The organism is Streptomyces sp. NPDC015661 (assembly GCF_043077765.1).
GTDB lineage: Bacteria > Actinomycetota > Actinomycetes > Streptomycetales > Streptomycetaceae > Streptomyces.
This window is the reverse complement of the sequence record NZ_JBIBST010000021.1, coordinates 69410-89579: the sequence shown is the minus strand read 5'-3', so window position 1 is coordinate 89579 and position 20170 is coordinate 69410. Positions and strand designations below refer to the sequence as shown.

Annotated in this window: 24 protein-coding genes; 17 read left to right on the top strand and 7 right to left on the bottom strand. The window is 72.7% G+C overall.

The genetic code is table 11. The features are described 5' to 3' along the window. The first annotated feature begins 13 nt into the window (after positions 1-13). From ACF07V_RS37330 to ACF07V_RS37320, 3 genes are all read left to right on the top strand, one after another. Positions 14-619 (top strand): hypothetical protein, encoded by a 606-nt coding sequence (locus ACF07V_RS37330; RefSeq protein WP_392160388.1) that lies wholly within the window; start codon positions 14-16, stop codon positions 617-619. 82 nt (positions 620-701) lie between these two features. Continuing rightward, positions 702-1268, top strand: a complete 567-nt coding sequence (locus ACF07V_RS37325; protein ID WP_392160386.1) for a SigE family RNA polymerase sigma factor — start codon at positions 702-704, stop codon at positions 1266-1268. Then, positions 1265-1999, top strand: a complete 735-nt coding sequence (locus tag ACF07V_RS37320) for a hypothetical protein (RefSeq protein ID WP_392160384.1) — start codon at positions 1265-1267, stop codon at positions 1997-1999. The genes ACF07V_RS37325 and ACF07V_RS37320 overlap by 4 nt, the downstream gene beginning before the upstream one ends. A 304-nt stretch (positions 2000-2303) precedes the next feature. Here the strand turns inward: ACF07V_RS37320 and rpsN are convergent, their stop codons facing one another. Continuing rightward, entirely contained in the window at positions 2304-2609 is a 306-nt protein-coding gene (rpsN, locus tag ACF07V_RS37315) for a 30S ribosomal protein S14 (protein ID WP_392160382.1), read from the bottom strand. Further along, the gene (gene rpmB / locus ACF07V_RS37310) at positions 2609-2845 is read right to left on the bottom strand and encodes a 50S ribosomal protein L28 (RefSeq protein WP_392160380.1); all 237 of its coding nucleotides are present in this window, start codon (positions 2843-2845) and stop codon (positions 2609-2611) included. Before rpmB ends, rpsN begins: the two co-directional genes overlap by 1 nt. A gap of 63 nt (positions 2846-2908) precedes the next feature. Here rpmB and rpmG point away from each other — a divergent pair, with 63 nt between their 5' ends. From rpmG to ACF07V_RS37290, 4 genes are all read left to right on the top strand, one after another. Continuing rightward, positions 2909-3073 carry a 50S ribosomal protein L33 gene (gene rpmG, locus ACF07V_RS37305; protein WP_225801770.1) on the top strand — a complete coding sequence of 55 codons (165 nt, stop codon included), beginning with the start codon at positions 2909-2911 and terminating at the stop codon, positions 3071-3073. Positions 3074-3081: 8 nt separating this feature from the next. Then, entirely contained in the window at positions 3082-3336 is a 255-nt protein-coding gene (locus ACF07V_RS37300; RefSeq protein ID WP_392160378.1) for a type B 50S ribosomal protein L31, read from the top strand. Next, positions 3336-4466 (top strand): CobW family GTP-binding protein, encoded by a 1131-nt coding sequence (locus tag ACF07V_RS37295; RefSeq protein WP_392160376.1) that lies wholly within the window; start codon positions 3336-3338, stop codon positions 4464-4466. The genes ACF07V_RS37300 and ACF07V_RS37295 overlap by 1 nt, the downstream gene beginning before the upstream one ends. Before the next feature lie 198 nt (positions 4467-4664). Continuing rightward, on the top strand, positions 4665-4877 hold the full coding sequence (locus tag ACF07V_RS37290) for a DUF397 domain-containing protein (protein ID WP_030219358.1): 213 nt from the start codon (positions 4665-4667) through the stop codon (positions 4875-4877). Between the two features lie 64 nt (positions 4878-4941). On the opposite strand, the gene ACF07V_RS37285 is transcribed toward ACF07V_RS37290, so the two are convergent. Beyond that, positions 4942-5439 (bottom strand): ATP-binding protein, encoded by a 498-nt coding sequence (locus ACF07V_RS37285; RefSeq protein ID WP_369144947.1) that lies wholly within the window; start codon positions 5437-5439, stop codon positions 4942-4944. A gap of 340 nt (positions 5440-5779) precedes the next feature. On the opposite strand from ACF07V_RS37285, the gene ACF07V_RS37280 reads away from it, so the two are divergent. The 7 genes from ACF07V_RS37280 (at position 5780) to ACF07V_RS37250 (ending at position 12733) form a co-directional block, all read left to right on the top strand. Then, the gene (locus ACF07V_RS37280) at positions 5780-6652 is read left to right on the top strand and encodes a helix-turn-helix domain-containing protein (RefSeq protein ID WP_392160374.1); all 873 of its coding nucleotides are present in this window, start codon (positions 5780-5782) and stop codon (positions 6650-6652) included. 62 nt (positions 6653-6714) lie between these two features. Further along, positions 6715-8172, top strand: a complete 1458-nt coding sequence (locus tag ACF07V_RS37275; RefSeq protein WP_392160372.1) for an aldehyde dehydrogenase family protein — start codon at positions 6715-6717, stop codon at positions 8170-8172. Positions 8173-8323: 151 nt separating this feature from the next. Next, on the top strand, positions 8324-8866 hold the full coding sequence (locus ACF07V_RS37270) for a DinB family protein (RefSeq protein WP_392160370.1): 543 nt from the start codon (positions 8324-8326) through the stop codon (positions 8864-8866). 23 nt (positions 8867-8889) lie between these two features. Further along, positions 8890-9504: a PadR family transcriptional regulator gene (locus ACF07V_RS37265; protein WP_392160368.1), complete on the top strand. Its 615-nt coding sequence runs from the start codon at positions 8890-8892 to the stop codon at positions 9502-9504. Between the two features lie 133 nt (positions 9505-9637). After that, positions 9638-10588 (top strand): ATP-binding cassette domain-containing protein, encoded by a 951-nt coding sequence (locus tag ACF07V_RS37260; protein ID WP_392160366.1) that lies wholly within the window; start codon positions 9638-9640, stop codon positions 10586-10588. Continuing rightward, on the top strand, positions 10585-11349 hold the full coding sequence (locus ACF07V_RS37255) for an ABC transporter permease (protein ID WP_392160364.1): 765 nt from the start codon (positions 10585-10587) through the stop codon (positions 11347-11349). The genes ACF07V_RS37260 and ACF07V_RS37255 overlap by 4 nt, the downstream gene beginning before the upstream one ends. A 322-nt stretch (positions 11350-11671) precedes the next feature. Beyond that, positions 11672-12733 carry an exo-alpha-sialidase gene (locus ACF07V_RS37250; protein WP_392160362.1) on the top strand — a complete coding sequence of 354 codons (1062 nt, stop codon included), beginning with the start codon at positions 11672-11674 and terminating at the stop codon, positions 12731-12733. Positions 12734-12757: 24 nt separating this feature from the next. Here the strand turns inward: ACF07V_RS37250 and ACF07V_RS37245 are convergent, their stop codons facing one another. Beyond that, on the bottom strand, positions 12758-14044 hold the full coding sequence (locus ACF07V_RS37245; protein WP_392160360.1) for an ion channel protein: 1287 nt from the start codon (positions 14042-14044) through the stop codon (positions 12758-12760). Between the two features lie 137 nt (positions 14045-14181). Between ACF07V_RS37245 and ACF07V_RS37240 the strand changes: the two genes are divergently transcribed. Then, positions 14182-14943, top strand: coding sequence for a MerR family transcriptional regulator (locus ACF07V_RS37240; protein WP_392160358.1), 762 nt, complete (start codon positions 14182-14184; stop codon positions 14941-14943). 59 nt (positions 14944-15002) lie between these two features. Here ACF07V_RS37240 and ACF07V_RS37235 read toward each other — a convergent pair whose 3' ends face one another. Further along, positions 15003-15371 (bottom strand): YbjQ family protein, encoded by a 369-nt coding sequence (locus tag ACF07V_RS37235; RefSeq protein WP_392160356.1) that lies wholly within the window; start codon positions 15369-15371, stop codon positions 15003-15005. Between the two features lie 151 nt (positions 15372-15522). On the opposite strand from ACF07V_RS37235, the gene ACF07V_RS37230 reads away from it, so the two are divergent. Beyond that, on the top strand, positions 15523-16224 hold the full coding sequence (locus ACF07V_RS37230; RefSeq protein ID WP_392160354.1) for a DedA family protein: 702 nt from the start codon (positions 15523-15525) through the stop codon (positions 16222-16224). Positions 16225-16356: 132 nt separating this feature from the next. Here the strand turns inward: ACF07V_RS37230 and ACF07V_RS37225 are convergent, their stop codons facing one another. Beyond that, positions 16357-18009: a threonine/serine exporter family protein gene (locus ACF07V_RS37225; protein ID WP_392160352.1), complete on the bottom strand. Its 1653-nt coding sequence runs from the start codon at positions 18007-18009 to the stop codon at positions 16357-16359. A gap of 132 nt (positions 18010-18141) precedes the next feature. Next, positions 18142-18633 (bottom strand): inorganic diphosphatase, encoded by a 492-nt coding sequence (locus tag ACF07V_RS37220; protein ID WP_015034462.1) that lies wholly within the window; start codon positions 18631-18633, stop codon positions 18142-18144. 102 nt (positions 18634-18735) lie between these two features. Here ACF07V_RS37220 and dacB point away from each other — a divergent pair, with 102 nt between their 5' ends. Further along, positions 18736-20133, top strand: a complete 1398-nt coding sequence (gene dacB / locus ACF07V_RS37215) for a D-alanyl-D-alanine carboxypeptidase/D-alanyl-D-alanine-endopeptidase (protein ID WP_392160350.1) — start codon at positions 18736-18738, stop codon at positions 20131-20133. The last annotated feature ends 37 nt before the right edge of the window (positions 20134-20170 follow it).

Genomic DNA, 20170 nt, shown 5'->3' with positions numbered 1-20170 from the left:
CAGGAGCAACCGGATGAAGAAGTACCTGGTGGCGGCGGCCGGTGTCGTGGCCGCGGCCGTGATCGCGGCGCCGTCGGCCGTGGGCGCGTCCACGGAGACCGTCGCGAAGCCGTCCACCGCACCCCTTCCCCGGCCGGCCACCGCCCCTGCACCGTCCACCGCCCCCCTCCCGAAGTCGGTCACGGTCCCTGCCGCCGCCCCCACCCGGATCCGTACCGTCCGCTCCGGCGAGCGCGTGGACGCCGGGCTCGGGTACACGGTGTGGCTGACGGAGGACGGCAAGCACTGGGCGGGCCCGGACGGTTACGAGAACTTCCGCAGCGTCGTCGACGGCAACATCGACCGCTCGCAGCCCGGCGTCAGCCACCAGAGCGAGGGCAGCGAGGCGGGGACGTTCCACTCCGGCCTCTTCTACGGGACGCGGAAGGCGGGCCGCGTCGAACTCACCGACGCCGAGGGCCACAGGACCGTCGCCACGCTCCTCGCGCTCCCGGGCCACCCCGACTGGGGCGTCTGGTACGCCCGGACGGGAGCGGGGCCCAAGAGCAGCGGCCTGGGCGTGGCGCTGTACGACCGGGCGGGCAAGCTCCTCGCCGAGCTTCCGGCCATGGAGTACTGACCCGGCGTGCGTCACCGTGGTGGGGCCCGACCCGGGCCCCACCAGCCCCACTTCCCCCTGACAGATCGCGAGGTCCGACAGCGTGCCGCACGAGTCAGCCACCTCCGCCACCGAGGAGGACGACGACGGCTTCGCCGAGTTCGCCGTCGCCGCCTGGCCCCGGCTGGTGCGCACGGCCCAGCTCCTGACCGGGGACTTCCACGAGGCCGAGGACCTGGTGCAGACGACGCTGGCCAAGGTCTACGGGCGCTGGCGGCGGGTTCCCCGCGCCGAGATCGACCTCTACGTGCGCCGCGCGCTCGTCAACAACAACCTGAGCCGGATCCGGCGGAAGCGGGTCGTGCACCTCCTGACACCGGTGCTGCCGGAGTCGCTCCGCCACACCGCGGCGGGCCACGAGGAGGCGGTCGAGGAACGCGCCGGGCTCTTCGCCGCCCTCGCGGACCTCACCGCCCGCCAGCGTGCCGTGATGGTGCTCCGCTACTGGGAGGACCTGACCGAGCCGCAGATCGCGAGCGTGCTGGGCTGCTCGCTCGGCACGGTCAAGTCCCATGCCCGCCGCGGTCTGGCGGCCCTGCGCGAGCACCCCCGGATCGCCACCACCCTCTCGGTCACCCCTGTCCCCGTCCCGTCCGGAGCCCGACGATGAATCCCACGCCCCTGCCGGACCCCGGCCGTCCCCCGTCCCCCCCGTCCGAGCCCGGTGAGTCCGAGGTTCGGGGCGTCTTCGCGCGCGTGGCCCTCGATGTCACTCCGAGCCCGGTGCCGCTGGCCGCCGTCCGGCGTGCGGGCCGGGCCTGGCGGCGGCGCCGGACGGCGGGCCTGTCGGCGTTCGCGGTGCTCGGAGTGGCGGCGGCCGTGGCGGCGGGCGCCGCCCTGCTTCCCGTACGGCAGTCCCCGCCGGCCCCGGCGTTCGTCGCCGCCCCGCCGACCGCCGTCCGGACCTCGGCGCCGGCCGTCCGCCCGACCCGGACCCCGCCTCCGGTCCGGTTCGTGGCCCCGGGTGAGCGCGTGGACGCGGGCGGGGGATGGAAGGTCTGGCTGACGGCGGAGGGGAAGCACTGGGCGGGCCCGGACGGCTACGAGAACGTCCGCAGCGCGGTCGACGGCAACATCGACCGCTCGCAGCCCGGGATCAGCCACCAGAGCGAGGGCAGCCCGGCGGGGACGTTCCACTCCGGCCTGTACTACGGGACGCGGGCGGCGGGCCGCGTCGAGCTCTCCGGTGCCGGGGGCCGCACGGTCCTCGCCACCCTGCTCGAACTGCCGGGCCGCCCCGGCTGGGGCGTCTGGTTCGCGCGCACCCGTCCGGGGGACGGGGAGTCCGTGGCCACGCTCTACGACCGCGCGGGCGAGCGCCTCGCCCAGCTCCCGGGCTGACGAGGGCGTCCTGGTACCAGGACGCTTCCGCGCCTCCGGTCAGGAACCCCCGCGTGCGCCTACCACCAGGACGCTTCCGCGCCTCCGGGCAGCACCTCCGAGTGCGCCTGCGGCAGGGCGCCTCCCGCACCCCCGCCAGGCCCCGCGTCCACCACCCCCGGGCAGGAACCCCCCGTCCGCCTGTCTCCAGGGCGCCTCCCGCACCCCCGCCAGGCCCCGCGTCCACCACCCCCGGGCAGGAACCCCCCGTCCGCCTGTCTCCAGGGCGCCTCCCGCACCCCCGCCAGGCCCCCGTGTCCGCCCGCTACCAGGACGCCTTCCGCACCCCCGGCAGGAACCCCGCGTGGGCCTGCTGCCGTACGCGTACCCGGGACAGGCCGAACTTCCGCAGGTGGCCGCGGGGGCGGCCGTCCACCGCGTCCCGGTTCCGGAGGCGGGTCGCGCTCGCGTCCCGGGGCTGGCGGGCCAGTTCGCGTACCGCCGCCTCGCGCTCCGCCGCCGGGGTGGCGGGGCGCCGGACGATCTCCTTCAGCTCGGCCCGCCGCTCGGCGTACCGCGCCACGACCGCCTTCCGTCGTTCGTTGCGGGCGATCTTGCTGCGCTTGGCCATCAGACCTTCCCTCCGCGCGCGCGGATGCGGGCCACGGCGGCCTCGACGCCGATGGTGTGGACGGTCCTGATCGCCCGGGCGCTGAGCGTCAGCCGTACGTACCGGCGCTCGCTCGGCAGCCAGTACCGCTTGCTCTGGACGTTGGGGTCGAAGCGGCGCGAGGTGCGCCGGTGGGAGTGCGAGATCCGGTTGCCGAATCCGGGGCGTGCTCCGGTCAGCTGGCAGTGGGCGGACAAGGGTGACCTACCTCTCCACAGAGTTGTTGGCAATGGGATTCATTTTCATTTACTCTACACACCATGGCACGCAACGAACTCCGCCCGGTCGTCAAGCTCCGCTCCACCGCCGGAACCGGATTCACCTACGTCACCCGCAAGAACCGCCGCAACGACCCCGACCGGCTCACCCTGCGCAAGTTCGACCCGGTCGCCGGCCGGCACGTCGACTTCCGAGAGGAGCGCTGAACCACCCCATGAAGCCCGGCATCCACCCCACGTACGAGCCCGTCGTCTTCCGCGACAAGGCCGGCGGCTTCGCCTTCCTCACCCGGTCCACGCTCACGAGCGAGCGGACCGTGGAGTGGGAGGACGGCCGCACCTACCCCGTCGTCGACGTCGAGGTCTCCTCGGCGAGCCACCCCTTCTACACCGGCACCGCGCGCGTGCTCGACACCGCCGGCCGCGTCGAGCGCTTCGAGAAGCGCTACGGACGGCGCGAGGCGCCCTGATGCTCTCCGTCGCCCTCGTCGGAGGCCTGCACTCCGACGCCCGCCGCGCTGCCGTGGACCGGCTCCTGGCCGTCGTCCCCGGCAGCGTGGCGCTCCACCACGACCTCGCGACGGCCCCGGAGACCGGGACCGTCGCCCGTACCGTCCGCGACGCCACCGGACTCCTCTCCGCCGGCGAGACCCCGCTCGTCGACGACTGCGCCTGTTGCGCCCTGCGCGAGGACCTCGTGCCCGAGCTCGAACGGCTCCGCGCCGCCGGGCTGACCCGGCTCGCCGTCGTCGAGCTCTGGGACTCCGTCGAGCCCAAGGCGATGGCCGAGGTCGTGGCGGCCGCCGGCTTCCGGATCGGCGCCGTCGTGACGGCCGTCGACCCGGCGCTCCTCCTGCCGTACCTGGGCAACGGCGACGACCTCGCCGACGCCGGCCTCGCCGCGGCCGCCACCGACCGGCGCACGATCGCCGACACCTGGGCGCGCCAGCTGGAGTACGCGCCCGTGCTCGCCGTCGCCGAGTCCCCGGAGGCCGACGCCGAGGACCGGGCGCTGCTCGCCCAGCTCCACCCCACCGCCCTGCGCGTCCCCGTCGGGGACGGGGCGGCCCTCGCGCGGGCGGTCCTCGCCGGCTTCGACGTGGAGGCCGCGGCCGCCGCCCAGCACCCGGCCTGCGCGCTGCTGCCGCAGGAGGCGGACGAACACGGGGTCGCCACCTACGTCTGGCGTCACCACCGGCCCTTCCATCCCGGCCGGCTGTACGCGGCCCTGGAGGGTCTGACCTGCGCCGCGGCCCGCAGCCGCGGCCGCTTCTACCTGGCCGACCGGCCCGACACCCTGCTCGCCTGGGACGCCGCCGGGGGTGCGCTCTGCGTCGAGAGCGCGGGGCCCTGGCTGGCCTCGCTGCCCGACGCGGCCTGGGAGGCGCTTCCGCCGGTACGGAGGGCGGCGGCGGCCCTCGACTGGCACCCGGAGCACGGCGACCGCTGCCAGCACCTGGTCTTCACCTCGCCCGGCCTGGACCGTGACGGCCTGGCCGAGCTGCTCGGCTCCTGCCTGCTCACCGACGCCGAGTACGCGGCGGGTCGTGACTCCTGGAAGGGGCTCGCCTCGGCCTTCGACGCCTTCCTGGACGCCTGACCTCCACTGATGGCCTGTCAGGCGGACGCGTGCCCACCGGTGGCACGCTCTGTCGCGTAGTCGCTACGCCACCCCTTGTGCACGTGCATCTGCTCATGCATCGGCATATGAACACAGCTATGATCCGAGGAAGTTGACACCTGCACCAAGCAACTCGGGGAGCTACCAGTGCATCATGCGCATCACGCGTACAACGGCATGGCAGCCACGGAGCTGCGAGGAGTCGTGTGGCAGAAGAGCCGGCACAGCAACTCCCAGGGGTCCTGCGTGGAGTTCGCGAAGCTGCCCGGGGGCAATGTCGCCGTACGGAACTCGCGCCACCCCGACGGGCCGGCGCTCGTCTACACGCCCGCGGAGATCGAGGCTCTCCTGCTGGGCGTCAAGGACGGGGAGTTCGACCACCTGGTGTGACGGTGGGTGAGACGCGAGAAGGGCCCCGACGGTTTCCGTCGGGGCCCTTCCTCCGTCCGTCGCGCTACTCCGGTCCGATCCGGAACAGCGCCCACACCACCTTGCCCTGGAGCGTCCCGGCCAGCGGGTGCCAGCCCCAGCTGTCGCTGAAGGAGTCCACCAGGAACAGACCGCGCCCCGACTCGGCGGCGAAGTCCTCCTCGCCGCCGCGCGCCTCCGGGCTCTCCCGGCTGGGGTCGCGCACGGCACACACCAGGCGCGAGGCCCAGCGCATCAGGTGCAGCCGGACCGGCGGGTTCTGGCCGTCCTCCTGCGGGGCGTCGGCGGGCACCGCGTGACGCAGCGCGTTGGTGACGAGCTCGGAGACGACCAGGGCCACGTCGTCGAAGCGCTCCGTCAGTTCCCAGCGGTCGAGCGTGGCGCTGGTGAACTTGCGGGCCCCGCGCACGGCTTCGTACCGGGCGGGCAGGGCGCAGGAGGCGGAGGTGGAGACGGCGCCGGGATCGATCGGCGGAAGGCCCTGCCGTAACGGCTCGAGCACGGTCGATCCATTCGTCCCCATGCGAGGCACTCCCGGGAATCGCGACTGTGGTGCGACAACACGACAACACGAACGAGTACGCGGCTGCGCGGGACCCATGGTTCCGAATGCGCCCACTGGATGCAAGGGCAGATGCACGTGCACGCGCCGGACCTGTCCGCCCACGTGCCGAATCTGTGCATAAGTCGTCCACACGATGAGGGGAAGTTCCCCCGATCCGCACGCACTGTGCCCGTGATGTGCGCGTGGATGCCCGGAACTCGCCGCCTTTCCGTAATCGAATGTGTACGCGCTGAAGCGTTTGATGGCAGAATCCGGGGCTCGACGGGGGCTCGACACCGTAAAGGGGAGGCGAAGAGCCGTGACCGCAGGCGAATCGAGCGGAGCGAGCGGGAGCGTGGTGCGGCGCATCCTGCTGGGCTCCCAGCTGAGGCGGCTGCGCGAGTCGCGCGGGATCACCCGTGAGGCTGCCGGTTATTCGATCCGTGCGTCCGAATCCAAGATCAGCCGTATGGAGTTGGGACGGGTGAGCTTCAAGGCCAGGGACGTCGAGGATCTGCTCACCCTCTACGGGGTCGGGGACGAGACCGAGCGCGGCGCGCTCCTCGGACTCGCCCGCGAGGCCAATGTCGCCGGCTGGTGGCACAGCTTCGGCGACGTCCTGCCCGGCTGGTTCCAGACCTACATCGGCCTGGAAGGCGCCGCCTCCCTCATCCGCGTCTACGAAGTGCAGTTCGTCCACGGCCTGTTGCAGACCGAGGCGTACGCCCAGGCCGTCGTCACCCGGGGCATGCCCGACGCCCCGCGCGCCGAGATCGACCGCCGCGTCGCCCTCCGCCTGGAGCGCCAGAAGATCCTCGTCTCCGAGCGCGCCCCGCAGTTCCACGCCGTCCTCGACGAGGCCGCGCTGCGCCGCCCCTACGGCGACCGGTCCGTCATGCAGGGGCAGTTGAGGCATCTCATCGAGATCTCCGAACACCCGGGCGTCACGCTCCAGGTCATGCCCTTCAGCTTCGGCGGCCATGCCGGCGAGAGCGGCGCCTTCACGATGCTGAGCTTCCCCGAGTCCGACCTCTCCGACATCGTCTACCTCGAACAGCTCACCAGCGCCCTCTACCTCGACAAGCGCGAGGAAGTCGCCCAGTACCAGCGGGTGATGGAGAAGCTCCAGAAGGACGGTCCGGATCCGGCCGAAAGCCGGGACCTTCTCCGAGGCCTCCTTCAACTCTCCTGATACATCAGTACGATGACGCCACATCAGTCGCACTGCAGGTAGCGGGTAGAGGGGTCTCAACCATGTCGCACTTCACCGACCTGGCCCACCAGTACATCGACGGAGAGTGGAAGCCCGGCAGCGGTTCGTGGGACATCATCGACTTCAACCCGTACACCGGGGAGAAGCTGGCGTCGATCACCGTCGCCACCGCCGACGAGGTCGACCGCGCCTACCGTGCCGCCGAGCGCGCCCAGGCCTCATGGGCCGAGACCAACCCGTACACGCGCCGACTCGTCTTCGAGCGCGCGCTGCGGATCATCGAGGACCGCGAGGAGGAGATCGCCGAGACGATCGTCGCCGAGCTCGGCGGCACCCGTCTCAAGGCGGCCTTCGAGCTGCACCTCGCCAAGGAGTTCCTGCGCGAGGCGATCCAGCTGGCGCTGCGCCCCGAGGGCCGCATCCTGCCCTCCCCGGTCGACGGCAAGGAGAACCGCGTCTACCGCGTGCCGGTCGGCGTCGTCGGCGTCATCTCCCCCTTCAACTTCCCCTTCCTCCTCTCGATCAAGTCGGTCGCGCCCGCGCTCGCGCTCGGCAACGCCGTCGTCCTCAAGCCGCACCAGAACACCCCGATCTGCGGCGGCACGCTGGTCGCGAAGGTCCTGGAGGAGGCCGGTCTGCCGGCCGGCCTGCTGAACGTCGTCGTCACCGACATCGCCGAGATCGGCGACGCGCTCCTGACCCACCCGGTCCCGAAGGTCATCTCCTTCACCGGCTCCGACAAGGTCGGCCGTCACGTCGCCACGGTCTGCGCGCAGAACTTCAAGCACGCCGTCCTCGAACTCGGCGGCAACAGTGCCCTGATCGTCCTCGACGACGCCGACGTCGACTACGCGGTGGACGCGGCCGTCTTCAGTCGCTTCGTGCACCAGGGCCAGGTCTGCATGGCCGCCAACCGCATCCTCGTGGACCGCACCCTGGAGGAGGAGTTCACCGAGAAGTTCGTGGCGAAGGTGAAGACCCTGCGCGTCGGCGACCCCGCCGACCCCGCCACCCACATCGGTCCCCTCATCAACTCCCAGCAGGCGGAGGCCGTCTCCGCGGTCGTCGACCAGACGGTGGCGGCCGGCGCGACGGCGCTGCTGCACGGCACGGTCGAGGGCAACCTCGTCTCCCCGTCCGTCCTCACCGGCATCTCCGCCGACGCCCCGGTCCTGAGCCAGGAGATCTTCGGCCCGGTCGCGCTGATCGTCCCCTTCGACGGCGAGGAGGAGGCCGTACGGATCGCCAACGACACCCCGTACGGGCTCAGCGGCGCCGTCCACACCGGGGACGTCGAGCGGGGCGTCCGGGTCGCCAAGCGCATCCACACCGGCATGATCCACATCAACGACGGCACCGTGCACGACGAGCCGATCGTGCCCTTCGGCGGCGAGAAGCACTCGGGCGTGGGGCGGCTCAACGGCGAGGCGATGGTGGAGTCCTTCACCACCCAGAAGTGGATCTCGATCCAGCACGGCCGGAGCCGGTTCCCGTTCTGATCCGGAGCCGGTTCCCCGTTCTGATCCGGAGCCGGCTCTCCTTCTGATCCGGATCCGATCCGGATCAGATCCGGCTTTAGGACCGAAGCTGTCCGCAAGTCTCCGTAGCGTGGTGCGCACAAGCTGAGAGCTAACGGAAGGCGGACCCATCATGGTTGCTCTTGTTCCCGCGGAGACCCCCGGCGACGAGCGCGGCGCGTTCCTCAACTTCGTCGAGGCGCAGCGCGCCGCGCTCCGCCGCTCGCTCCTCGGCCTCACCGAGGAGCAGGCCGCGAGCCGCCCCAGCGCCAGCGAGCTCAGCCTCTCGGGGCTGGTCAAGCACGTCGCCGAGGTCGAGCTGAACTGGCTGCGGCTCGCGCAGGAGCAGCCGAACGAGCGGCAGCGCACCGAGGAGACCTGGGGCGAGGCCTTCCGGCTCGTGGACGGCGAGACGATCCCCGAGATCGTCGCGTTCTGGGCGGACGTGGCCAAGCAGACCGAGGAGTTCGTCCGCTCCGCGCCGAGCCTGGACGGCACCTTCCCGCTGCCGCCCGCGCCCTGGTTCCCGAAGGACGGGCGGGTGTCGGTGCGCTGGATGCTGCTGCACCTGGTCCAGGAGATGGGCCGGCACGCGGGCCACGCGGACGTGATCCGCGAGTCGCTGGACGGCAAGGGTTCCTTCGACCTGATCGCGGAGGAGAACGGCGCCGTTTAGTCAAGGTTGACTAACATCGGGGCATGTCAGCGATCCGACTCCTCGTCCTGGGCGCGGTCAAGCAGCACGGCCGCGCCCACGGCTACCAGGTGCGCAACGACCTGGAGTACTGGGGCGCCCACGAGTGGTCCCACGCCAAGCCCGGCTCGATCTACCACGCGCTGAAGCAGATGGCGAAGCAGGGACTGCTGCACGCGCACGAGGTCGCGCCGAGCACCGTGGGCGGGCCGCCGCGCGTGGAGTACGAGCTGACCGAGCGCGGTGCGGAGGAGTACTTCGCGCTGCTGCGCGAGGCGCTGACCACGTACGACCAGAAGATGGACGTCCTGTCGGCGGCGATCGGCTTCATGGTGGACCTGCCCCGCGAGGAGGCCGCGGAGCTGCTGCGCCGGAGGGTGTCGGCGCTCGACGAGTGGCGGGCGTCGGTCACGGAGTACTACACGCCGGAGGGCGGCCCGGAGCAGCTCGGGCACATCGGCGAGATCATGCACATGTGGGTGCACTCGGCGGACGCCGGCAAGGAGTGGACGCTCGGCCTGATCGAGCGGATCGAGGGCGGGGCGTACGTGTTCGCGGGCGAGGGCGACCCGTTCGTGGGAGTGCTGGCGGAGGGCCAGGAGAACCCGTACGCGACCTGACGTCCCCCGGAAGCCGGAAGCCGGAAGCCGGAGCCCGGCCTAATCAAGTTTGATTAATGCCCCGGAAGGGCATACCGTCCTCCGTCGACGACTGCTAGTCAAACTTGACTAAGGTCTTTTCGGGAGGAAGTGGATGACATCGGAAGCGGTCCTCGTGGAGGGCGCGCGGAAGCGGTACGGGGAGAAGAGCGCCCTGGACGGGCTCGACCTCGCCGTCGGACGGGGGACCGTCCACGGCCTGCTCGGCCCCAACGGTGCGGGCAAGACCACGACGGTACGGATCCTGGCCACCCTGCTGCGGCACGACGAGGGCCTGGTCCGGGTCGCGGGCCACGACGTACGGACCGGGGCCCGGGAGGTACGGCGGCGGATCGGGCTCCTCGGCCAGCACGCCGCCCTCGACGAGGAGCTCGGCGGCCGGCAGAACCTGGAGATGTTCGGCAGGCTCCACCACCTCGGCGCCCGGCGCGCCGGCGCACGGGCCGACGAACTCCTGGAGCGCTTCGGCCTCGGGGACACCGGCCGCAAGCCCGTCCGGCAGTACAGCGGCGGCATGCGGCGCCGGCTCGACCTGGCCGCCTCGCTGATCACCGAGCCCGAGGTGCTCTTCCTCGACGAGCCGACGACCGGACTCGACCCACGCGGGCGCGTGGAGGTCTGGGACTCGGTGCGCTCGCTGGTCGGCGGGGGCACGACCGTCCTGCTCACCACGCAGTACCTGGAGGAGGCCGACCGGCTGGCCGACCGGATCTCGGTCGTGCACCGGGGGAGGGTCGTCGCCGACGGCACGCCCGACCGGCTCAAGGCGCGCGTGGGAGCCGACCGCATCGACGTGGTCGTCCGGGACGCGGCACGGCTCGACGAGGCGGCCGGGCTGCTGCCCGTGCCCCGGGCGGAGGTGGGCGTGGACGCCGACCGGCGGCGGCTCAGCGCGCCCGTCACGGACCGGATGGCCGCGCTGGCCGAGACCGTACGGGCGCTCGGCGCGGCCGGGATCGAGGCGGAGGACATCGCCCTGCGGCGACCGACGCTGGACGAGGTGTTCCTGCACCTGACGGCGGAGGCGAAGGAGGTGGCGGCATGAGCACGGCGTACGTGGTGAGCGACTGCTGGACCATGACCCGGCGCGAACTCGCCCACTGGGCGCGGCAGCCGGTGCAGGTCCTGGTCGGGCTGGTGTTCCCGGTGATGATGCTGCTGATGTTCGGCCATCTGGTCGGCGGCGGGCGGACCGTCGACGGCGACTACGTCGACTACCTGGTGCCGGGGATGCTCACGCTGACCATGGTCTTCGGCCTCGAAGGCACGATGACGGCGGTGACGCGGGACCTGGAGAAGGGGGTGATCGACCGGTTCCGGTCCCTCCCGATGACCGACGGGGCGGTGCTCGTGGGGCGGGCGGCCGCCGACATGCTCCAGTCGGCGGTGGGGCTGCTCGTGATGGTCGGCGTGGGGTTCGCGATCGGCTGGCGGGTGGACGGCGGCTCCGGGGCGGTCCTCGGGGCGCTGGGGCTGCTGCTCCTGCTGCGCTTCGCGATGCTGTGGATCGGGATCTTCCTGGCGCTGGTCGCGGGGCGGGCGGAGCTGGTGCAGGCGGTGCAGATCCTGGTCTGGCCGGTGGGCTTCCTCTCCAACGCCTTCGCCTCGCCGGACTCGATGCCGGGCTGGCTCGGCACGGTCGTGGAGTGGAACCCGATGTCGGCGACCGCGACGGCGGTGCGCGAGCTCTGCGGCAACCCGGGCGGCGAGCCGGGGCACCTCACGGCGGCGGTGGTGTGGCCGCTGGTGCTGCTGGGGCTGTTCTTCCCGCTGGCGGTACGGAAGTTCGGGAGGCTCGGAAAGTAGTGGTGCGGAGGTGGGAACCCGGGGGCGGCGAGCGGTGTATCGATAGCAGCGGTTCACCGCGAACCGCCCGAGGGGCAAGGGGGATCGAGCGATGCGCAGGCTCGCGGGAGCGGCCGGCGCCGTGTTGGCGCTGGTGTGGGCGGTACTGAGCGGGTGTACGGGGGCGGGGCCGTCGGGGGCTTCGGGATCTTCGGGACCTTCGGGACCTTCGGGACCTTCGGGACCTTCGGGCGCTTCGGGCGCTTCGGGTGCTTCGGGGCCTTCCCCGGCGGCCGTCCCGGGAGCCCGGGGGGCCTCGGGTGTCTTCGGGGCGCCGCCCCGGATGCCGTCCGGGCCGGGGCTGCCCGGCGGGGTGCACGGTCTGGGGTTCGCGCGGGACGGCACCGGGTTCGCGCTGCTCGCCGCGTGCGTGAGCGAGCCGGCGGCGCCGGGGAGCGGCTTCTGCCGGCAGCACGTGGCCGTGCGGGACGCCGGGGCGGAGGAGTGGGTGCTGCGGCGGTCCCCGCTGCCCGAGACACCGGCGGACGAGGGCGTCTCGGCGAACCTGCTGGTGCTCGGGCCGGGCCGGGCGCTGGTGGAGGAGGGTGCGGCCGGGCCGGGCGGGCGGACCTGGTTCACCCGGGACGGAGGCCGGAGTTGGCGCGCGGGCGACCGGCGCACGGTCGGCACGGTCCCGGAGATACCCGCGGGGGCGGTGCTCACCACCGACTGCGCCGCCCCGGCGGGGGCCCTGCCCGACGCGTGCGAGCGGGAGCGGCTCGTGGTGGTCTCGCCGAAGGACGGGCGGCGCCGGGTCCTCGCCCGGGGGCCGCTGCTGGGGGCGCATCCCCGGCCGGCGGAGCAGCCGGAGCCCGACGGGTCCTGGTGGGTCTCGGGCACGGACCCGCTCTCCGGCGGGCCGGCGGTCGCCGTCTCCCGGGACGGGGGTCGCGGCTGGACGGTGGCCCGGCTGCCGAGCGCGGCGAAGGGGCCCGGGCGGTACACGGCGGTGGCGGTGGGTCAGGACGCGATGTACGCGGCGGAGATGGGGGAGCTGACGGGCGGTGAGCCCGTGAAGAACGGGATGCGGGCGCTGCACCGCTCGGTGGACGGGGGCCGGAGCTGGCACCGGGTGTGGACCACGGGGCCGGTCGGGGAGCCCCGCAGCCTGATGGGGCTGCCGGTGCCGGGGCCCGGCGGCCGGGTGGAGATCGCCGGGGAGCTGTCGGGGTACGCGAGCGTGGACGGCGGCCGTACCTTCGCGGACCTGGAGGACGGCACCCGTTTCGTCCGCCGCACCCCGCTGGGCCTGCTGAGCGAGGGGTCCCGCTGCCGGTACGCGCTGACGGCGGACGGGGTGAGGTGGTCGGAGTTCCGGCTCGCCTGCGGGGACGAGGAGCCCTGAGTCGGCGGGCGCGGCCGGGCGGGGTCAGTGCAGGGAGTGGCCCTCGTGGTCGAGTTCGAGCTGGGGGCGCCCGGTGACGATCAGCCAGGCCGGGAGGGAGGCGAGGCAGAGGATGGCGAGCATCGAGGGGGAGGAGGAGGCGAGGACGGCACCGGTGAAGAGGCTGATCCAGCCCTGCCGGGTGGTGGCGAGCAGGACGCCGAGGACGGCGGCGGAGACGGCGACGGCGGGGTGGATCTCGGGGACGAGGGCCTGGGCGGACAGACCGAAGGCGGCGCCGATGAAGACGGCGGGGAAGATCCGGCCTCCGCGGAAGCCGCAGGCGGAGGCGACGAGGAGGGCGAAGAGTTTGACGACGGCCATCTTCATCAGCTCGCCCGAGGACCAGCTGCCGATCGAACTGGCGAGCTCCTCGGTCTCGGCCAGGCCCTTGAAGAGCGTCAGATGGCCGCCGAGGGCGCCCAGGAGGCCGAGGGTGAGGCCGCCGAGGGGCAGCATCAGCATGGGGTGCCGCAGCCGTCGGAAGACGTTGTGGACGTAGGGGAAGAGGTAGCAGGCGACGAGGCCGAGGACGGCCGCGAGGGAGGCGATCACCAGCGCGGAGAGGATGTCGTCGAAGCCGGGGTCGGTCAGCGGCGGAAGCCCGATGTCGAAGCTGGGGTCGGAGATCAGCTGGGTGGTCAGCGCGCCGGTGCCGGCGGCGACGAGCGGGGCGAAGAGCCGGTCCCAGAGGGAGCCGCGGCCGGGCTGGCCGGTGAGGGCCTCGGAGAGCACGAGGGCGGCCGCCACCGGTGTGCCGAAGAGGGCTCCGATGGTGGCGGCCGAGGCGAGCGCGATCCAGGCCGCGCCCGGCGCGGAGGGCGCCACCTTGCGGCCGATCCAGTACGTGAGGGCGATGTTGGACGCGATGATCGGGTTCTCGGGGCCGAGGCTGACACCGCCCGCCAGCGCGAGGGTGCTCGCGAGCAGCAGGCCCGGCACCATCCCGGGGGTGTGCGGTGGTCCGCCGAGCCCTTCGGAGGCCGGGTCGGGCCCGGCGTGTCCGGGGAACTTCCACACGACGAGACCCACGGCGATGCCGGTCGCCGTGAGCATGACGATCATCCAGAGGGAGGAGTAGTTCCCGATGCCGAGCGCGTCCGGCAGGTTGTTCCAGAGCACGTGCTGGAACTCCTCCGCGAGGGTGCTGATCCCGAGGAAGAGCAGGCTCGCCCCCACGCCGACGACGATCGCGGGCAGGATCTGCGGGAGCAGGAGCCGGGCGGACGCCTCCGGGGGAGCGGCGGGAGGCGGAGCATGATCGGTGGCCACCGACCCACCATATGTGAGCAAAAGGAACACAACATCCTGAACGGGGCGGGTGGTAACGCCCGGGTCGGCACTTGCACCTCACGTCGCGTCAGGACCCAGGCTGAACGGCGTACCGACAGAGAAAGGGCGGACGGCCGATGGGCTACTCCGTGGGACAGGTGGCCGGCTTCGCCGGGGTCACGGTGCGCACCCTGCACCACTACGACGCGATCGGGCTGCTCTCGCCGGGCGGCCGCAGTACGGCGGGGCACCGCCGCTACGACGACGCCGACCTCGACCGGCTCCAGCAGATCCTGTTCTACCGGGAGCTCGGCTTCCCCCTCGAAGAGGTCGCCGTCCTCCTCGACGACCCGCACGCCGATCCGCAGGAGCACCTGCGGCGGCAGCACACGCTGCTGACCGCGCGGATCGGCGAGCTCCGGAGGATGGCGGCGGCCGTCGAGCACGCCATGGAGGCGAAGAAGATGGGCATCAACCTCACTCCCGAGGAGAAGTTCGAGGTCTTCGGGGACAAGGACCCCGAACGGTTCGCGGAGGAGACCGCCCGCCGTTGGGGCGGCTCCCATTCCCACGAGCAGGCCCAGGCGCGCGCCGCCGGGTACGGCAAGGAGGAGTGGCAGCGGATGAAGGACGAGGTGGACGCCTGGGGCGCGGCCTACGCCGCCCTGATGGCCGCGGGCGCGGACCCCGGGTCCGAGGCGGCGATGGACCTCGCAGAGGCGCACCGCCGCCACCTCACCACCTGGTTCTTCGAGTGCCACCCGAGGACCCACGTGGAGCTCGCCGAGATGTACGTCGCCGACGAGAACTTCCACGGGTTCTACGAGTCGATCCACCCGGGCCTCCCCGAGCACCTGCGGGAGGCGGTCCGGGCGAACGCCGCACGCCGGGCGGCCTGAGCCCCAGGCGCGCGGCCCCAGGCGCGCGGCCCCAGGCGCGCGGCCTCAGGCGCGCGGCCTCAGGCGCGCGGCCCGATCACCACTGCCGTGCCGTAGGCGCACACCTCCGTGCCCACGTCCGCCGCTTCCGTCACGTCGAAGCGGAACATGAGCACGGCGTTCGCGCCGCGCGCCTTCGCCTGCTCCACCAGGCGTTGCATCGCCTGGTTGCGGGTCTCGACGAGGGTCTTCGTCAGGCCCTTCAGCTCACCGCCGATCATCGACTTCAGGCCGGCGCCGATCTGGCTGCCGAGATGGCGGGAGCGGACGGTGAGCCCGAAGACCTCACCGATCACCTGCCGGACCTCGTAGCCCGGCACGTCGTTCGTCGTCACGACCAGCACCTCGGGGTGCGGCCCCTGGCCGCCCCCGTACTCGTCGATGCCCATGGGCATGCACCTCCTGACCCCCAAGCCTCGGGCCGGCGGGCCGGGTCCGCATCCCGTGGGAGCCGGGTGGAACCGGGCGCCTCCGGACCGCGTTGATAGCTTGGGGCCAGCCGTCCCCCAAGCCCCCACCGACCGCAGGAGCCCGGAACCCGTGAACACGCTTGCCCTCGGACCGAGCTGGCTGGACCCGGACTATCTGATCCAGACCTTTGGTCTGATCGGTGTCCTGGTCATCGTCTTCGCCGAGTCCGGCCTCCTCATCGGGTTCTTCCTGCCCGGCGACTCGCTGCTCTTCACCACCGGCCTGCTCGTCACCACGAACAAGCTGGACACGCCGCTGTGGCTGGTGTGCACCCTGGTGGCCGCCGCCGCCATCATCGGCGACCAGGTCGGCTACCTCTTCGGCCGCAAGGTCGGGCCGTCCCTCTTCAAGCGCCCCGACTCCAAGCTCTTCAAGCAGGAGAACGTCGAGAAGGCGCACGAGTTCTTCGAGAAGCACGGCCCGAAGTCGCTGATCCTGGCCCGCTTCGTCCCGATCATCCGGACGTTCACGCCGATCATCGCGGGCGTCAGCAGGATGAACTACCGCTCGTTCATCACGTTCAACGTCATCGGCGGCGTGCTCTGGGGCGCGGGCGTGACCCTGCTCGGCGCCTCCCTCGGCAAGATCGAGTTCGTCCACAAGCACATCGAGATGATCCTCGTCGGGATCGTCCTGATCTCCGTGATCCCGGTCGTGATCGAGCTCCTCCGGGCCCGTTCCCAGGCGAAGAAGAACCCGGCGCAGAGCGACCACGACGCCCCCGGCGGCCTGAACCCGCAGTCCTCCCGCGGCCGCCACGCGAAGCGGTAGGACCCGCCGCCAGGACCCAAAGCCAGGCCCTGACGACAGGACCCGCCGCCAGGACCCGAAGCCAGGCCCTGACGACAGGACCCGCAGCCAGGACCCGCAGCCAGGGCCTGACGACAGGCCCTGGGCCGTGTCCTAGAAACCCCGGGTGCGCTTCGCCGCGCGCCGCGCCGCCGCCGCGCCCGGGGCCTGCATGAAGAGGCGCGCCAGCTCGCTTCCCAGGTTCACGCCGATCGCGATCGCCAGGGCGAGCGCCGCCGCCTTCGCGAGCGAGGCGAAGCCCTGGTCCAGGTTGTTCTGGGCGATCGCGAGCACCCCGAAGTACGTCGCGGAACCGGGCAGCAGCGGCCCGATCGCCGCCGTCACGTACGGCAGCGACGAGGTGTGGTGATAGCGGGCGATCAGCTGCCCGAAGAGGCCCACCAGACCGGCCGCCACCGCCGTCGCCATCACCGCCGAACCCTCCGCGGTCACCGCGATCGACGCGTAGATCACCCACGCCACCCCGCCGTTCAGCGTCGCGAACAGCACCGTCCCCCGCGACTGCTGCAGCAGGATCGCGAAGGTCGCGCACAGCACCATCGACGCCAGGATCTGCGTCACCGGCCGCTCCACCGCCCGCAGCGCCCCCTCCGGGTTCAGCTGCGCGTCGAACTGCACCGCGATGTACAGCACCGACAGCACGCCCACCACGATCGCGACGAAGAAATACGCGACCTCCAGGAGCCGGGCCGAGGCCGTGATGTAGAAACCGGTCAAACCGTCCTGCACGGCCGCGACCAGCGCCCGCCCCGGAATCAGCGCGAACAGGCCACCGGTGATCACCGCCGAGGGACGCAGGTCCGCGTGCAGCATCGTCAGGAGCACGCCCATCGCCGCCGGCGGCATCGCCGCCACCAGGAACTGGTAGAACTCCGGCATCCCGCGCCCCGCGAACAGCCACGCGAGCCGGTCGCCGAGGACCGCGCCCAGCGCCGCCACGAAGAAGACCGTCGGACCGCCGCCGAGCAGCACCGAGGCCGCACCGGCCAGGACGCCCGCCGCCGCCGTCAGGACCCAGCCCGGGTACGGGTGCCGGTTCCGCCGGATCTCCGCGAGCCGCCGGTACGCCTCCTCGGGCGTCACCTCGTGCGCCTGCGCGTTGATGTCCGAAAGCAGCTGGTACACGGCCGCGAGCCGCGTGTAGTCCGTACCCCGGCGCCGTACCGTCCGGTTCGCCGTGATCGGGTCGTCCACCAGCGAGGGCTGATAGGTGACGGACAACAGGGTGAACGTCACCGTCGGCTCGACCCGGTCCAGACCGTACGCGCGGCAGATCGCGAACATCGCCGCCTCGACGTCCTCCGCGCCCTCCCCGCCCGCGAGCAGCAGCTCGCCGATGCGGAGGGTCAGGTCGAGCACACGCGGCACCGAGGGCCCGGACTCGTCCTCCTTGCGCGGCGCCTCCGGCACCGGCCGCTCACCCACCGGCAGCCGCAGCATCGTCCGCATCCGGTCCTGCCACGGGGCGTCCTGCGGCAGCCGCACCAGCGGCACCCCGTACGCCGGGGTGAACGCGGGAGGCGAGCTCTTGGCCGAGTACGTGGCCGGCGGGGCGAACGCCGACCCCTCCGGCTCCTGCGGCGGCTCCGGCACCAGACCCGGCGGAAGGGCGAACTCGGAGGTCGCGTGCTCCTCCTCGGGCGGAGTCGGCTGCTCCACCCCCGCCGGCGGCACGAACGCGCTCCGCGCCTCGTCCGACTGCGGCTTCCGGTCCTCAGGAGCGCCGTCCTCCGGCTCCGCCACCACTCTCTCCGCCTCATCCCCAGGGAATCGTGGATTCCAGTATGAAGGTGTGACGGATACGAGGTGTGACGGAGACGCGAAGGGCGGTGCACCACGAGGTGCACCGCCCTTCACACGCTCACCAGAGCCGGGGGCTCAGTGGCCGCCCTGCTCCTTGGCGCGCGCGTACGACTTCTCGATCTCGGCCTCGGCCTCGGCGCGACCGACCCAGTCGGCGCCCTCGACGGACTTGCCCGGCTCCAGGTCCTTGTAGACCTCGAAGAAGTGCTGGATCTCCAGGCGGTCGAACTCGGCCACGTGGTGGATGTCGCGCAGGTGCTCCATGCGCGGGTCCGTCGCCGGCACGCACAGCAGCTTGTCGTCGCCGCCGGCCTCGTCCGTCATGCGGAACATGCCGATGGCGCGGCACTTGATCAGGCAGCCCGGGAAGGTCGGCTCGTCGAGGATCACGAGCGCGTCCAGCGGGTCGCCGTCCTCGCCGAGGGTGTTCTCGACGTAGCCGTAGTCCGTCGGGTAGGCCGTCGACGTGAAGAGGCGACGGTCCAGGCGGATGCGACCGGTCTCGTGGTCGACCTCGTACTTGTTCCGCGATCCCTTCGGGATCTCGATGAGAACGTCGAACTCCACGGGTGGCTCCTCCTGAATCAACACAAGTGAATGCTCGCGACGACGCGCGGTGATTAAGTGTCCCTCACGCACGTGTGTGATCGCGAAAGGGGCTGGTCAGCAATGCCGGAGCCGAGGACTTGGCAGTACACGGCGGGCTCCGCCGCCCTCGGTCTCGTCCTGGCCGCCGCGGCGGTCACCGCGGCCGGACCATGGGACGGAGGCCAGCGTACGGCCGAGCGGGCCCGCGCCGCCGCCCCCACGACGGGTGGCACGCATCACGCCCCGCCCCCGGCCCCCGCCGCGCCCCGCCGCCCCGCGCCCGCCCCCAGCGCCCCGAGCGTCCTCACCGCCCTGCACGCCCCGGCACCCCAAGGACGCACCGCCGACCTCGCAGCCCTCCTCGTCCCGCTCCTCGCCGACCCCGGCCTCGGCCCGCTCCGCACCGCCTCCGTCGTCGACACCGCCACCGGGAAACAGCTCTACGGCGAGGGCGCCGGCACCCCCATGACGCCCGCCTCCACCGTCAAGATCGCCACCGCCGCCGCCGCGCTCTCCGCCCTCGGCCCCGACCACCGCATCCCCACCACCGTCACCGCCGCCCCCGACGGCAGCAGCGTCACCCTCACCGGCGGCGGCGACCCCACCCTCGACCCGGCCCGCCTCAAGACCCTCGCCGCCGACACCGCCCGCGCCCTCAAGGCCCGCGGCCACGCCTCCGTACGCCTCGCCTACGACACGGGCCTCTACCGGGGCCCCGCCCTCCACCCCATCGGCCCCAACGAGAACCTCGCCCCCGTCGTCGCCCTCATGACCCGCGAAGGACGCCTCGACGACAGCCGCAGCGGCCCCGCCCCCCGCACCGCCGACCCCGCCGGCGACACCGCCGCCGCCTTCGCGGACCTCCTCACCGAGGCCGGCGTCAAGATCACCGGCGACCCCGCGCCCGGCCCCACCCCCCGGGCCGCCCCCCTCGCCCGCACGTACTCCGCCCCCCTCGCCGACCTCGTCGAACGCACCCTCACGAACAGCGACAACGACCTCGCCGAGGCCCTCGCCCGGCAGACCGCCCTCGCCCGCAAGCAGCCCGCGAGCTTCCAGGGCGCCGAGAAGGCCGTACGCGACGAGCTCGCCCGCCTCGGCGTCCCCGTCGCCGGCGCCCGCTTCGCCGACGGCAGCGGACTCGACCGCCGCGACCGCGTCTCCGCCGCCCTCCTCACCGGACTCCTCACCCGGGCGGCCGACCCCGCCCGCCCCACCCTGCGCCCCGTCCTCACCGGACTGCCCGTCGGCGGCTTCACCGGCACCCTCGCCGGCCGCTTCGGCGCCGCCCCCGCGGGCGCCGGACTCGTCCGCGCCAAGACCGGCACCCTCACGGGCGTCAACACACTCGCCGGGACCGTCGTCACCCCCGACGGACGCCTCCTCGCCTTCGCGTTCCTCGCCGGCCGCACCCTCTCCCCGTACGAGGCACAGCCCGCCCTCGACCGGCTCTCCGCCGCCCTCGCCGGCCGGAAGTGACCCCACACGCCCCGCTTCGAACCCTCACCGAACAGGC

What these genes read in the sequence shown, in the direction of transcription:
- ACF07V_RS37290 (WP_030219358.1), top strand. Translation starts at nt 4,665, where the DNA reads ATGGCAGCCACGGAGCTGCGAGGAGTCGTGTGGCAGAAGAGCCGGCAC.
- dacB (WP_392160350.1), top strand. Translation starts at nt 18,736, where the DNA reads ATGCCGGAGCCGAGGACTTGGCAGTACACGGCGGGCTCCGCCGCCCTC.
- ACF07V_RS37285 (WP_369144947.1), bottom strand. Translation starts at nt 5,439, where the DNA reads ATGGGGACGAATGGATCGACCGTGCTCGAGCCGTTACGGCAGGGCCTT.
- ACF07V_RS37260 (WP_392160366.1), top strand. Translation starts at nt 9,638, where the DNA reads ATGACATCGGAAGCGGTCCTCGTGGAGGGCGCGCGGAAGCGGTACGGG.
- ACF07V_RS37295 (WP_392160376.1), top strand. Translation starts at nt 3,336, where the DNA reads ATGCTCTCCGTCGCCCTCGTCGGAGGCCTGCACTCCGACGCCCGCCGC.
- rpsN (WP_392160382.1), bottom strand. Translation starts at nt 2,609, where the DNA reads ATGGCCAAGCGCAGCAAGATCGCCCGCAACGAACGACGGAAGGCGGTC.
- ACF07V_RS37250 (WP_392160362.1), top strand. Translation starts at nt 11,672, where the DNA reads ATGCCGTCCGGGCCGGGGCTGCCCGGCGGGGTGCACGGTCTGGGGTTC.
- ACF07V_RS37300 (WP_392160378.1), top strand. Translation starts at nt 3,082, where the DNA reads ATGAAGCCCGGCATCCACCCCACGTACGAGCCCGTCGTCTTCCGCGAC.
- ACF07V_RS37240 (WP_392160358.1), top strand. Translation starts at nt 14,182, where the DNA reads ATGGGCTACTCCGTGGGACAGGTGGCCGGCTTCGCCGGGGTCACGGTG.
- ACF07V_RS37320 (WP_392160384.1), top strand. Translation starts at nt 1,265, where the DNA reads ATGAATCCCACGCCCCTGCCGGACCCCGGCCGTCCCCCGTCCCCCCCG.
- ACF07V_RS37330 (WP_392160388.1), top strand. Translation starts at nt 14, where the DNA reads ATGAAGAAGTACCTGGTGGCGGCGGCCGGTGTCGTGGCCGCGGCCGTG.
- rpmG (WP_225801770.1), top strand. Translation starts at nt 2,909, where the DNA reads ATGGCACGCAACGAACTCCGCCCGGTCGTCAAGCTCCGCTCCACCGCC.
- ACF07V_RS37270 (WP_392160370.1), top strand. Translation starts at nt 8,324, where the DNA reads ATGGTTGCTCTTGTTCCCGCGGAGACCCCCGGCGACGAGCGCGGCGCG.
- ACF07V_RS37275 (WP_392160372.1), top strand. Translation starts at nt 6,715, where the DNA reads ATGTCGCACTTCACCGACCTGGCCCACCAGTACATCGACGGAGAGTGG.
- ACF07V_RS37255 (WP_392160364.1), top strand. Translation starts at nt 10,585, where the DNA reads ATGAGCACGGCGTACGTGGTGAGCGACTGCTGGACCATGACCCGGCGC.
- ACF07V_RS37235 (WP_392160356.1), bottom strand. Translation starts at nt 15,371, where the DNA reads ATGGGCATCGACGAGTACGGGGGCGGCCAGGGGCCGCACCCCGAGGTG.
- ACF07V_RS37265 (WP_392160368.1), top strand. Translation starts at nt 8,890, where the DNA reads ATGTCAGCGATCCGACTCCTCGTCCTGGGCGCGGTCAAGCAGCACGGC.